Origin of the sequence: Spirulina sp. CS-785/01 (assembly GCF_028330525.1) — a bacterium.
In the GTDB taxonomy this organism is placed as follows: domain Bacteria; phylum Cyanobacteriota; class Cyanobacteriia; order Cyanobacteriales; family Spirulinaceae; genus JAQMSD01.
The window spans coordinates 1-12801 of record NZ_JAQMSD010000298.1 but is presented as its reverse complement, the minus strand read 5'-3'; the positions used below and the strand labels follow the sequence as shown (position 1 = coordinate 12801).

At 45.5% G+C, this 12801-nt stretch carries 8 protein-coding genes and 2 pseudogenes; 2 read left to right on the top strand and 8 right to left on the bottom strand.

Annotated features, from left to right (window positions below; all coding sequences use genetic code 11):
• Positions 1-57 precede the first annotated feature (57 nt).
• The 3 genes and pseudogenes from PN462_RS23690 to PN462_RS19830 all read right to left on the bottom strand — a co-directional run.
• Positions 58-225, bottom strand: a pseudogene (locus PN462_RS23690) (HNH endonuclease); the annotation flags it as partial.
• Between the two features lie 101 nt (positions 226-326).
• Positions 327-1361 carry a hypothetical protein gene (locus tag PN462_RS19835; RefSeq protein WP_272130569.1) on the bottom strand — a complete coding sequence of 345 codons (1035 nt, stop codon included), beginning with the start codon at positions 1359-1361 and terminating at the stop codon, positions 327-329.
• Between the two features lie 157 nt (positions 1362-1518).
• A pseudogene (locus PN462_RS19830) lies at positions 1519-1890 on the bottom strand (phytochelatin synthase family protein); the annotation flags it as partial.
• Positions 1891-1923: 33 nt separating this feature from the next.
• Between PN462_RS19830 and PN462_RS19825 the strand changes: the two are divergent.
• Positions 1924-2424 (top strand): hypothetical protein, encoded by a 501-nt coding sequence (locus PN462_RS19825; protein ID WP_272130567.1) that lies wholly within the window; start codon positions 1924-1926, stop codon positions 2422-2424.
• Positions 2425-2510: 86 nt separating this feature from the next.
• Here PN462_RS19825 and dcm read toward each other — a convergent pair whose 3' ends face one another.
• From dcm to PN462_RS19810, 3 genes are read right to left on the bottom strand one after another with little or no spacing between them, the layout of a single operon-like run.
• Positions 2511-3638, bottom strand: coding sequence for a DNA (cytosine-5-)-methyltransferase (gene dcm, locus PN462_RS19820; RefSeq protein WP_272130566.1), 1128 nt, complete (start codon positions 3636-3638; stop codon positions 2511-2513).
• Entirely contained in the window at positions 3635-4783 is a 1149-nt protein-coding gene (locus PN462_RS19815) for a hypothetical protein (RefSeq protein WP_272130565.1), read from the bottom strand. Before PN462_RS19815 ends, dcm begins: the two co-directional genes overlap by 4 nt.
• A gap of 6 nt (positions 4784-4789) precedes the next feature.
• Positions 4790-6343, bottom strand: a complete 1554-nt coding sequence (locus tag PN462_RS19810) for a hypothetical protein (RefSeq protein ID WP_272130564.1) — start codon at positions 6341-6343, stop codon at positions 4790-4792.
• Between the two features lie 73 nt (positions 6344-6416).
• Here PN462_RS19810 and PN462_RS19805 point away from each other — a divergent pair, with 73 nt between their 5' ends.
• The gene (locus tag PN462_RS19805) at positions 6417-8387 is read left to right on the top strand and encodes a pentapeptide repeat-containing protein (protein WP_272130563.1); all 1971 of its coding nucleotides are present in this window, start codon (positions 6417-6419) and stop codon (positions 8385-8387) included.
• Positions 8388-8462: 75 nt separating this feature from the next.
• Here PN462_RS19805 and PN462_RS19800 read toward each other — a convergent pair whose 3' ends face one another.
• Positions 8463-10655 (bottom strand): GAF domain-containing protein, encoded by a 2193-nt coding sequence (locus tag PN462_RS19800; RefSeq protein ID WP_272130562.1) that lies wholly within the window; start codon positions 10653-10655, stop codon positions 8463-8465.
• 590 nt (positions 10656-11245) lie between these two features.
• A partial coding sequence (locus tag PN462_RS19795) for a CHAT domain-containing protein (RefSeq protein WP_272130561.1) occupies positions 11246-12801 on the bottom strand: 1556 nt, incomplete at its 5' end.

The following is a 12801-nucleotide window of genomic DNA, read 5'->3' as shown; positions in this document are numbered from 1 at the left end:
GTACACAGGAAAGACGGATACTGTTACGCATTCTAATCAGGATGCCCTATCGGGCAGTTATTCATGTAAGGGGAAGATTTCCTCCCCTTCGTGAAGGATAGGAGTCTCCATCTTCCCCTTACCAACCCAATTTACGATGAGACCGGGACTACCATCTAGGGCAGTTTTTATATCGTGGCAATGTCTGTGAAGAAGCTGGAGGTTTTTGTACTTGTCCTTTCCACCTTATATAATTGTACCGCAACCTCCTGCTAAAACTTCTTCAGGTGCGATCGCGCACATCATTTCCATTCGCATTTCCCTCAAACAGTCCCGTCTCTTTTATTTTAGTCTTCTGTCATCACCCGTAACCGAACAGACTGTTCTCCCTCCTCATCTAACTGGACTTCGATCATGTCACTGGTGAGAGTTTCTAGACAGGTTAGCAGCGATCGCAAATGAGGATTACTGGCCCCAGTGTCCACATACAACCGATCCGCCAATTTCCCTAACCGCGTCCAAGTGGTGAATAACTTCCCCACTGTTTGTTCTAAATTATTGGCTTGTTTCACCAAATCCGCGGCCACATTTAAACAGTCCAACCGTAACGCCTCCTCTAACGCCATTTCTAGGTCTAAAGACCCTTGCTTGAGGGTTTGCACTTGGGCCGCTGCATCGAGGTATTTGGACAAATTTCGGGCCGATGAGGTGACATTTTTCACCGTATCCACATCGGGATTGCCAGCCACTTCTTGCTGAATCGGTTTTAAATGGAGATCGGGGAGTTTCTCCATTTCCTTCACCAACGGGGCTAGGTGACGGGTTGGGAGACCGCCTTCGGAGGCTTTTTCTTTCACCTCTGGGGGGAGTAACTCGGAACTCATGGCCGTCCATTCATCGGAGAGTTGTTTCACTTCTCTGCGAGTAATGCGATCGCCCGATGCAGCAGCTTCACTCACCAATTTTTGCACCTCTGGGGAAGACTTCGCCGTTTCCACAAAGGCCCGTTTACTAAAATTATTAATATCTTCTGGGTTCAATTGGCCTTCTGCAAGCAGTGTATCGGCACTATTAGCCAACTGAATTAAGGCGTAGGCTTGACTTTTGGTAATTTCCCGATTTTTCAGCCAATTTAAAAAGCCAGTCCCTCGGCCTTCCCCACCCACCTTTTCCCGGTCCCGGACTGCCCGCAACACTCGTCCCCGCCAAATATCCGTTTGCAGATCGAAGCGTTCACACACCTTCCACACCGTATCCAGTTGTTGCTGGAAGTCGTATTCCTGAATCTCCTCATCTTCAGGATCAGGAAGCTGGAAGTCGAAGTCTGCGGGGGTTGAGAGGGCTTCTGCTATCTCTTGGGAGGAGGGGGTACTTTGAACCATAATGCCAATCGCTTGTGCCGGACAGTCGAAATATTATTGCATAATTTTGGGGTTCTAGGTTGGGGATTGGGCGGGGAGAAACCGGGTTTCTGTGGCCAATTGGGGGGAAATCTCAGCATTCTTGAGAGAAAGTCGGTTTTTTGGAGGTAAAACAATATTAGTCTGGACTCACCAAGACAAAGCCTCGCGTTTTCCCGGAAACCGAGTCAATGGTATTTGTTGCCCGCCATAGGTCTTCGACAGACACCCAAACTGGGGGATACTTATAACGGGCGACATCTAAAATTAAAACGCGATCGCTCCCCTCATGATACGCCGCCACCGGAGAAATATGTCCCCCTCGTTCTTGGCCCATCGAACTCCGCAGATAATTCACCAAGACAAAATTATCCGACTCCTGCAAATTCGCCACAATCAAACGGCGAAACTCCTCCAGCGTCACCTCCCCCCCATGATACACCTCTGCCTCCACCGGATAACTTTCCAGCAGTCCCGCCAACTCCTCCAACGTCATCCCCATCCTTGCAACTTTAAATAACTCTTAATACTTTTATATTATATTATGCAGAATTCAGCGTCTATTTCAAATACAAAAATCCAAGACATTATAGAACCACTTTATGGTCAATTGTGCTGGGATGCTGATTTAAGTTATGGAGAAGAACTAAATTTAGAATTTGGAGGTCGAACCACCATCCTAAAAACACCTAAATTTACCCTAGAAAAAGGAGACTGGAGTTTAGGGACAAGAGATTCTAATTGGGTTTTATCTTATCAAGATAATAATATTATAACATCAGAAGCAGATAGTAAAAGCATCCGAACAGAAGTACAGAATCTTGAAGGAAAAAGGGTTAATTCGGTAATTATTCAAAACAATGGTGGTTTACAAGTTAACTTTAACGGTAATTATCAATTGACTATCATCCCTGTCATTGATCTGAGTGAAGATGCCTTATTTAACTGGGAATTATTCACCCCAGATCATAAAATATTAAGAATTAAAGCCAAAAGTCCATCTCAATTTACTTGGTCTTATATTTCCAGTCAGACTAAAGTATAAATTACTAAACTTATCTTCAAACATTAGTCATTGTTTTTTAATGGGAGTTAACTGGACAATCAAAAATCGTTAAATCGAGAAAATTATCAACAACGGACAGCCTCGATAGAGCGTAAAGAGATAGACTTCATTTCAGTTAATGAATTCGTTAGTTTTTTATAAACTTGTGGGTTAGGTAAATGAATAAAAGCATTTCCTGCTCCCCTATATAAAGGCTTCCCAAAAATATCCTGTTTTTCGGTATGGGTAGGAATAGGAAATTTAAACGTATTCTTTCCTTGAGTCGCTACAAAAATTAATCTCCGTCTTAATTGGGGTGTGCCAAAATCAGCAGCGAGTAACTCTTGGTGCTTCACTTGATAGCCAATTTGTTGAAAGGCTTTATAAATTTCTTCTAGCATATTAGAACGCTTGACCTGTGTGAGTCCATAAACGTTTTCCATAATGACAATTTTAGGGTCTAATTGAGCAATATGCTCGATATAATTACGGTATAATCGTCCTAGTGGGTCTTGAGTCGCTTTTTGTCGTCCTGCAACGCTGAACGGTTGACAAGGGGGGCCTCCCATCAACACATCAGGTTTTTGTCCCATTTGCTTTAAAACGATATCCCCAGAAAAGCTGGTAATATCACCTAACAAGAAATTCCAGTTGGGTCGATTGAATTGTATCGTATAACCACAAGATGGCTCAAGGTCTGTGGCAAAAATTGTTTGAAATTGATGTTGTTTTGAAGAGGCTTGCTCAAACCCTAAATCTAACCCTCCTGCTCCACAAAAATAAGACGCAATGGTAATTTTTCCATAGATTCCACGCTCGGCTAAAAAATCGGTGACTGAAGTAGCAATTGCTCTTGCTAACTTCACAGGAACAGCATTACCAATTTGATGTTGAACTTCACCCAGTTTGCCAACAAAAACCCAATCATCGGGGAAATCTTGAAGACACGCTGCTTCTCTAGGGGTAATATAACGATCTGCAACCGGATGAACAAATTTATTATAAATATAAGCTGTCACGGTAAGACTAGGTTTATCCATCTCTAGTCTTAATATTCTTAAATTTGGCCCCCCAGTTTTTTTCTCTCCAGTCCGAATAAAACTTTTATGTTGTAAATGAGGAGGTAAGTCTCCCATTTTTCCACCGGGAGGAAGGTGCTTGATGCGCTCTAAAACAATGCCATCATACTCTCTGGTAATGTGATTATGAATCATATTAACTCATTCCTTGTAAACGCATCATCTAAGGCTAAAATATAGTCAAATGGTCTTTTTAAATTTTGTGGATTACAAGTATATTGGCCTTGCTCATTTTCTTGCAATAAATCTTCTGGACTCCAAAAAATATCATAAAATGGTTCAATATAGTCTTGTCCGTGTCGGTAAGCAGGTAGGTTAGAAATTAAGGCAGTTTTTATGTTGTCTTGGGGAAATCTTTTAGCTCCCTCAATACTCAGTTTAAAAGTTTGATAAATTCCTTTTTTAATATCATCGGTTCGGTCTAGTCCAGCACTGGTTTTAGAGTCTGAAATGGATTGTTTTGTCGGCCAATTAAATTGTTCTTTGGCAATTTTAGGAGGTTGTCCAGACGCATTGGCAACATAATAAAAAAGAGTATCTCTATTTTTATTTTTGTAGGCTTGTCGAATTAGCTTCCAGGTTTCGACATAATGTTCAACAACCTGAGAATTCTTTTCATTGACTAAATAATTAATTGCCGGAGCGAAAGGCCATAGCTCATCACGGGGTTTACCCAAGGATATTAAATCATTACAGTGAAGATACAAGGCACTCTCTACACTTTCTACCTGAGTTCTAGTAAGTTGTTTAGGGTTCTGTTGTAAAGAGGAAGGAAGGGCAAAGAGAAAGGAAAAAGTTGTTAAGGGAGAGGCTTTAATTTCACATAAGATGATTCTACCATCTTGATGGTGTAATACTGCATCTACCATCCCCACTCCGCCGATAGATTTTACTTGAGTTAAATTATCGAAAAGGAGTTCTATAAATCTCAGAATGATTTCACTGGTTAATTTTCCAATTGCCCCAGACTGGGGTTTGGCGGCTTTTTGATAATGCCAAGTCTGTTGACTCAACAATAAGGGAGTACACAGATTAATAAATCCAATATGCACATTATAAGGCCGGGGAAGATGATTAAATACCTGAAAATGCTTTTGAAGGTTGGGGATGGTGTCGATAAAGGCCAAACTCATGAGGACATCAAAAGCAAACGCACTATGGGCTGAACTTTTGCCTTTAGCCCACAAAATCAGGCGATCTGCGTACTCTTTCCAAGGATAAGCAACCAAGGGAAGATTGCCGACTTTTCCTTGAATTAGGTCTCTGGTAATTTCGGTCATTTTTCTCTATTCGCTTTCCTCCTCTAAGGGGTTTGGTTCTGGGTTTTCTACTGGGTCAACGGGTAAAATGGTGATATAAGGATCAATGCCTTCCTCCGCTATCCACCCCGAATGATGGCGGACGGTGGTTTGATTTTCGGTTAATTCTAAAAGGGTTAAGTCTCCCCGGATAGCATGGGCATTGGGGAGGTTTTCCGGGTAGGTGAAGGTAGTCCCAATGCCAATGGGGCCACCCCCGACTACGTTGAGGGAGACTTGATCAAATCCCCGTTTGAAGCGGTTTCCGTTCCAATGCCATTGACGACCGGGCCAGTAAACCGGGGCAAAATAAGGGGGAACGTCCCAGTCTTGGTCGGACCAGTCGCTTTTTCCTTCTTCGACGGTGGCCACAAATCCCTCCTCATAATAGATTTCGTAGCGATGCTGAGTCGCGTCTGGGTTCAATAGGGGCGTTTTCCAGAGGATTTCGAGGGGGGCGACGGCTTCAAGGGTGGTGGCGGCTTCTGCGTCCCCAGAGGTGGCGTAGAGGTCGATTTCTGCGGGGGGTTCGGCGAGGACGGCATATCGCCAGCAGGTCCAACTGTCTTGGGTTTGAGAATTTTGCCATTGGACTTGACAAATGCCGTTCCCTGTGCTGACCCAGAGTTCCTCGCCGTCAATCCAGAGATGGGTGGGGATGGCCCCGATGAGGGGACTGTTGCGGATGTGGTGGGGGGTGATGGTTTGGGGGTTGGGGTCGTAACGGACGAGGCCGAGGCCGGGGAGGTAGGGGTTGCCTTCTCCGGAGGTTTTGGTGGTCATCCAGAGGATTTTGGGGTCGCTGTCGGTGGCGGCTAAATCGGTGATAATTTGGTTTTGGATGGGTTCGGGTTGGACGACTGCCATGGCCTGGGTGTCGGGGTGGTAGGTGAGGAGGGTGGCAATTCCGGTGAACCCTTCTCCTTGGGGGGCTGAGATGGACCAGAGGATTTTATCGCCCCAGGGAATATGGTTGATGATGTCGGGATAGGCTAAACTAAAGCCGATTTCGGCGTTTCTTACGTCTTGAACGGTGTAGAGTTCGCGGGTGATGGGGGTGTCTTGGTTGGGGGGGAGGAGTTCAAAGAGGACTCGTTCTGCTTCGGTGGTGGTGGCCATGTTCTCGAAGGGGTTGGGGTCGAGTCGGGTTCGGTATTGGTAGGTTTCTCCCTGAAATTGGACGGTTTGGTAAGGGGGGTCTGCGAGTTGGTCGTAAAGTTCTTCTCCGGTGGGGGTGGTGTCTGGGGTGGGGGTATAAGTTCCGGGTTGAAGGGTCCATTCTCTGTTTCCTCGACAGTACACGAGGTCGTAGTCTCTGGTTTGAAAGCGGATGGTGTCTTGGTTTCCGGTTACGGTTTGGGTGAAGAAGTTGAAGGGGTTGGGGAGGTCGTTTTCGGGGGGGGATGCGAGGGGGATGGGGGTTTCGGTGGGGGTGGGACAGTTTTCGACGTTTCCGGTGAGGTTTTCTGCTTGGGAGGTATTGTTGGGGGAGTTACAAGCGGTGAGGAGTCCGGTGAGTAAGAGGGTGACGGTTCGTTTCATGGGTTTTGCTGAGTTGTGTTTGGTTCGGGGAAAGATGGTAGGTTAGGCAAGGAGTTAGAGGGGATGCGGCCTGATGTGGGGTTGGATACGGGGATTTATAATTGCGATCGCAGTTTTAATTGCAGTTTTAATTGGGGTGGGAGTCGCGTCTCCTGCGTGGGCTACGACTCCCCCTGCGGCCACGACGGTTTTGACTTCTGAGTTACTCCAAGACCAACTGGCCTCTCCCGAACCCCAAGGGGGTTATACGGTTCTCAATCTAAGTCACTTTATCATTGATTTAACCCCAGAAAATAGTGAGTTTCGAGAAGAATTCTATCAAAGGATTCAAAATAAATTGAAAAATGCGAATGTTCCCTTGGGGTTAGATTTACGTCAGTCGATTATTAAGGGGCCGTTTCAATTACAACGGTTGACGATGAAAACAGCGACGGTTTATGAAACGTTGAAGACGGTGTTAAATGCGATGGAGTTACAGCGTTTACAAGACCAGTTTTCGTTGTTTCCGGATAATAATGAAGGGTATAAGGTGAATTATCTCCATTTGTTTCGCAGTCCGTTACTCTTGGAGGGGACGGAGTTTCAAGAAGATGCGACTTTTACGAATGTGGTTTTTTTACATCCCATAGAGGGGGAACAGACCAAGTTTAATCAGTTGAATGATTGGTCGGGGAGTACGTTTTTACGGTCGGTGAATTTCGGGAAAACTCGCTTTTTTGGGGATGTAAGTTTTATTCGGTGTCGGTTTGTGAGAAATGCCCGGTTTGAGGATGCACAGTTTAAGGAAAATGTCAAGTTTGGCGAGGCAATTTTTCAGGATAAGGGACTGTTTAATCGCGCTAGTTTTTTCGGAGTTGCGGACTGGCAAAACTCTCAATGGGAAGGGGAGGGAAGTTTTCAACAGGTGGTCTGGAATAATCGGGTTATGTTTAATAAGAGTCGCTTTTTAGGGCTATTGGATTTTAATAATAGCACGTTTGAAGAAGCGGCAGCGTTTCGGAGTAGTCGGTTTAATCAAAAAATTGATTTTACGGAGGTGAGTTTATTAGATCAAATTGATTTTAGTGATGCTGTTTTTACGAGTCAGGCCAAGTTGGTGGTATCTGGCCTTGCTTTTGATTCAGATGATGCGAAAATTTTTGGGGATAAGGGACAAATTGGTCAGGTGATTTCCGTTCCGAGTTTACCTGGAAATGAAAATACGTTACGGAATTTAGTGCGGAATTTTCGCAAGTTAGAACAAATTCCAGATGCGAATCAAGTGGACTATACGTTGAAGCAGTTACAGTTAGAAGAAATTACGACTCGCATTGTGGGGACTCCGGTGAATTGGGCATTTTTATGGAGGAGAGGGGCAGATTTGCTGAATTGGTTACGGTTGAGTGTATTATTGTTGTTGAGTGAGTATGGGACTAATTTTAATTTAATTTTGAGTGTGGGAGGGGTTGCTATTGCTTATTTTAGTCTCCTTTTTTGGTTGATTGATCGGTGTCGGTATAAGTTCCCATCTCCTATTCTTCCGAGTGGGGTGGAAATTCGTTGGATGGTGGGAAGTTTTATGGTGTTGTTGGGGTTAAGTCTTGTAGGGATTTTACATAGTAGTAAGTCTCCGTATTTTTCTTTACTGTGTGTGGGGGTTATTTTGCTTCCGTTTCCTCTGGGTTTAGTGTGGAGATTATATCAAAAAGGTCGCTATCATCCTTTGTTGGATTATCCTTATATTATGGAGAATGGGGCAGAACGTCAATTACGGATTAGTATTGGCAGTTTACCGATTTTACCTAAGTTTGCGTTTTACCGCGATCGCTATACCTATATCCCTTGGAATCGGGGGTGGAATTGGTTGAATTATTATGGGTTTAGTTTAAATAATTTTCTCAAGTTGAGTTTTAATGATTTACGGGTGAGGGATGAACATCTCCCTGGTATTGTGTCGGTTTTGGTTTGGTATCAGTGGGGGTTGGGAATTTGTTATATTGCGTTGCTGTTTTGGACGTTATCTCGCACGATTCCGGGGTTAAATTTGTTGTTGTATTTGAGTTAGGATAGGAGGGAATGGGGAATGGGGGAGATGGGGAGTAACAACTGATTACTGATTACTGATTACTGTTTAAACGGTTTAGTCCTCATGGAGGGCTTCGGTTTCCACTTCCCAGTCTTCGGGGAGGATGGCCACACGGGCGTATTTTAGCCCTGTGACCCCTTGTAAGGCTTGGACAGTCCCAGACTCGATTTTGGAGTCCACCCAGCCTTCTCGGACCAAATAACGCAAATACTGATGATATTCTGACCATTCCTGCTCAGAGGAATAGACAATGGTGAGCATTCCGGGTTGGGTGATGCGTTTCCCTTCTTTGGTGTCGATGCCTTTATCTATGCGCTTTTTCACGATTTCGTAACGGGTGTCTTTAGTCCCCATGACATCGAATAAGCGTTCGGTTTGTTCGTCGTGGAAAATATTGACGGTGGTATTCTGAACTAGGACGAGGTGGGAGACTTCTAGGTTAAGATTAGCCCGATCGCGCAGATCAAAGCAAGTCCGCGCACAATCACAGATGGCTCGCAGTTGTTCATAGCGTAAACTGTGAAGGTGGAAGATGGAGAAATTACTATTCACCGAGGACCCAATATAGATCATGTGGTCGATACCGTCGCTGACTTCCATGTCACAATAGTGGGGGAGAATGTCCTGCATCTGTTCTTGCCATTGTTCCCAGGTGGTGCGGAGTTGGGCGGTAATTTGTTGGATGACTTCATCGTATTGTTTGCGGGAGTCGTAGATGCAGTGTTGTTGGGGATCACAAGCGTCATTATAGTCTTCTACGGCAGCGATCGCACCCTCCCCACATTGACGAAAATAGTCAAAATACACCTCAATATGCTGTTGGAGGTAGTGGATGGCCGTCACTTCATCCTCTACATGAACTTCCTGAGAGAGACGTTCAATATAAGCCAGTAAATCAACTTGTAACTGTTCTAAAAAGGCGATAGGCTTAACCGCTAAGGCTTCCTCAACCATGCGTAAGGCCAGATCAAATTGCGTCAGTAAGTCCTCCTGAATGGCCCGGTTGCGTTCCCGTGAGGACCCGCGAATGTCGGAAATGCCGTACATGGGGTAAACATCGTTAAAAATAATTTTCTCTGGGGGGAGTCCCATGCTACGACGTTCTGCTTCTTGTAAAAATCGCCATTCCACGGCAGGATGAACGCGAGAGAAGCGGGTTTCGGTGGCCTGGGAGAAGGCGATACGGAGGGGGGGGAGTAAGGCTTCGGCGTGGGATGCGTCCAGTTGATCGAAATTATTGGCGCGATCGCTGCCTAAAATTAACATTCCCAATAAATTGCCCATTTGGGAAGGGTCCACATTGGACGTATCTTGTCGTAAGGGAATTAATAACAAAGACTGACACCCCCGGTCCAATAATTCCCGTTCTAATTCCGTATGACAAGTCCCCTGTAAGTCGGGAACATTCCACACCCGGTTGGCCGCGGTTGCTTTGAAAACGTGGGACTCCTCTAGGGTTTGATGGGTGAAGGTGGGGAGTTGTTCGGGGTGTTGCTGTTGGCAAAGATAAATTTGCGCTTGATTGGCTTTCCAACTGAGGAGGACGGTGGTTTCGGCCCGAAAGAGAGACCGCAACTGTTCGGCCACCTGACAGAGGGTATCTTGGTCTGTGAGGGAGTTTTGGGGAGAAATTAACAGTTGGGTTAACCGTTGGATGGTTTCTTGGGAGGTGACATCTAACCCTTCCCAGAGGAGTTCCCCTTTAATTTGATAATTAGACCAATTGAGTTGTTCTTCTAATACCGCTTGGGAGAGAGACTCTGGGTTTTCTACATCCAAGGCCGCGACCACATCGGAGGTGGGATCAATTAATTCGACTTGTAAATGTTGCGATCGCAGCCAAAATTGAATATAACGGGGTTCATCACTGAGGGGACTTTGTAAGCGGGTAATATACGGTTCTTCCAGAATACGCCAATTTTCCCCGGTGATGCCATAAATATCCCGCAATACCAAGGGGATGAGATGACGACGATACAGTTGGGTTTGTCGTTCTTCGTCAAAGTCTAAAAATAACTCAGACAAGGATAACCCCAAGGAAGCTAAATCTTGCACGCTTCCCACTCCCGTCAGTTCACAAAACCAATCATTAGCCCGCACAATAGTTAAATCATCGGGATTGAGAACCGCTTGTAACAGTTTACTACGGGGTTCTAAGTCCGTTGTTGAGTCCCCCAGGTCGGGAGTCTCTGTGGGTTCACTGTTGGGGGTTTGGAGAGGTGTTAAAGTGGGGTGTGATTTATTCATAGTGGTGCTTTGGGGTTTGGGGTTTCTGAGTGGGGGAGACACCCACAGCATAGATAAAAGTGACTGTACTTAGATTCTATGTTATAGTTCCCCCTCGTTTCCCGATGGCGATGGGGATATATACCAGTAATAAGGTGTTTTAAATTGGTATATGTGGATAGGGAACAGGGAACTCCGGAACAGGGAACGGGGAATAGGGAACAGGAAACAGGAAAGAGGTTGATAGGACTCTAGTTAACTGTTAATAACACAGTTTAAATGCCGAACAGCTTAATCAGTAATCAGTAGGGTGGGCATTGCCAGCCCTGTCAAGGTGGGTAACGAGATATGGCGGTTTGGAGTCGCCCTCACCCCCCAACCTTGGGAGAGGGGGAGAAAATGTCTCTCACAAGTGTCTGAAACAACGGTGTCTCGTTCTACAATTTCTCACCTTGACAGGGGTGGGTGGGCATTGCCCACCCAATCAGACATAAGAGTATATTTCTAAAGCAACATTTAAGGCGTGTCAAGGCAATATGGTGATCACATTCTTATGATCTATCCTCGTCATACAATATAAGTTTTCCGCAATCCGGTTAACCTATGAAAAATTACCAAGGACTCCCCACCATCGTAAATGCAGCCCAATAATAGGGGTGAGAGAAGTCCCGTTGGGCTAGTTTATCCCATTGTTCCCCATCCCCTAAACCCTTAAAACTGTCACTTGGGAGAGTATAATGGTTGTTTAATAAGGCCAGTTGCGCTTGTCGCAATGCCTCCACTTTAATTTTGACTTGGGGATCATATAACCCTTCATAAAATTGACTCATCATCACTAATGTTCCCCAGTCCGAAACATTCCATAAACTGGCGAGGGCTGACTTTGCCCCGGTTTGTACCGATAACCCTGCAAAGCCTAATTCTGCTTGTTTATCCCCCAAGGCCGTTTGACAAGCACTTAATACTAAAAGTTCAATGGGAGAAGCCTGATACCATCCCAGGTTTCGCAGTTGGGGGAGTTTTAGATGTTGGTCCCAGAGTTGCAGATAGGATTGGTCTGTATTACCCCGTTGAATAGTAGCATGGGTGGCTAGGTGAACAATGTCATAACCTTGGGAACTCTGGGTTTTGAGGGTTTCATAGGTAAAGGCTTCATTGAGAAAGGATTTTCCTTGGCCTAGGGTTTCGGTAATTAGGGAGAGTTCGTAGGGAACCGCCGGGAGGGGGTCTTTTTCGGTAAAATGCGATCGCCCCATTCCTAACACATTGGCCTGTTTTAACTCCTGATAGCGATGGTCAGTGAGGCTCATGCTGGGAATTTGACCAATGCTATATTTTTCAATGAGAAATTGTTGGCCGTCGTGAAGGGCCGCGAGGGGAAGTGTCCGCAACCCTGCATCTAAACTCACCACTAGGGTATCAATATTTAAGTGGTCTAATTCTTTTTCTAAGGGGGCAATAATCCAGTCATAAAGCTGACGAGAAGGGGCAAAATAGGCATTAGGCCGATGTTTGCTGAGGATACCTCGTCGATAGGCCCGGACGGTTTCCCGCAGTTTTTGGGCGTTTGCTTGAGGGATGCTACGACGAATAGGGGTCCCTTCGGGTAAGACGAGGACTAATTCTAATTGTTGCGGTTGGCTGAGAATATAGAGAATTACTGCCCGTTTCCCGGTTTCCGTTTCCACTCGTTGCAGGGTGTCGCGGATACTTTGGGCGGTTATTTTCTCTTTGCTGATGTCTTCATCTAAAAAACGGTCATAGTCGGCAGTGAAGGTTTGATCAACTAGGGTGACGAGTTGATCTGGGTTGGTGACGTTATTGAGGGAGGGGTTTAAGAAGAAGCGGTTGGAGGTGTCACTGACGGGAGATTGGCTGATGGTTGGATTTCTCGGTGGGGTGGTTTCAGGGGTTTGGACGGTGGTGGTTGCTTGTTGAATGCCTGGAATATTTAGGGAAAAATGATGATTGTCCACGGACCAATGCACTTGATATTGTCTGGTTTTGGTGTTGGCTTCAATTTGGGAGTTGCCTTGGATGGTTTCGCCGACTTCACGGGCAAAGGTTTCTACTAATTCGTCTAAGGAAGGGGTAGAGGAGTCTGGGGAGAAAGAAGACTCTGTATGGGGGTTAGAGGAGTCTGGGGAGAAAGAAGACTCTGTATGGG

Coding starts and splice junctions, on each gene's coding strand:
- PN462_RS19810 (WP_272130564.1), bottom strand. CDS start 6,343: ATGAAACGAACCGTCACCCTCTTACTCACCGGACTCCTCACCGCTTGT.
- PN462_RS19825 (WP_272130567.1), top strand. CDS start 1,924: ATGCAGAATTCAGCGTCTATTTCAAATACAAAAATCCAAGACATTATA.
- dcm (WP_272130566.1), bottom strand. CDS start 3,638: ATGATTCATAATCACATTACCAGAGAGTATGATGGCATTGTTTTAGAG.
- PN462_RS19805 (WP_272130563.1), top strand. CDS start 6,417: ATGTGGGGTTGGATACGGGGATTTATAATTGCGATCGCAGTTTTAATT.
- PN462_RS19815 (WP_272130565.1), bottom strand. CDS start 4,783: ATGACCGAAATTACCAGAGACCTAATTCAAGGAAAAGTCGGCAATCTT.
- PN462_RS19800 (WP_272130562.1), bottom strand. CDS start 10,655: ATGAATAAATCACACCCCACTTTAACACCTCTCCAAACCCCCAACAGT.
- PN462_RS19835 (WP_272130569.1), bottom strand. CDS start 1,361: ATGGTTCAAAGTACCCCCTCCTCCCAAGAGATAGCAGAAGCCCTCTCA.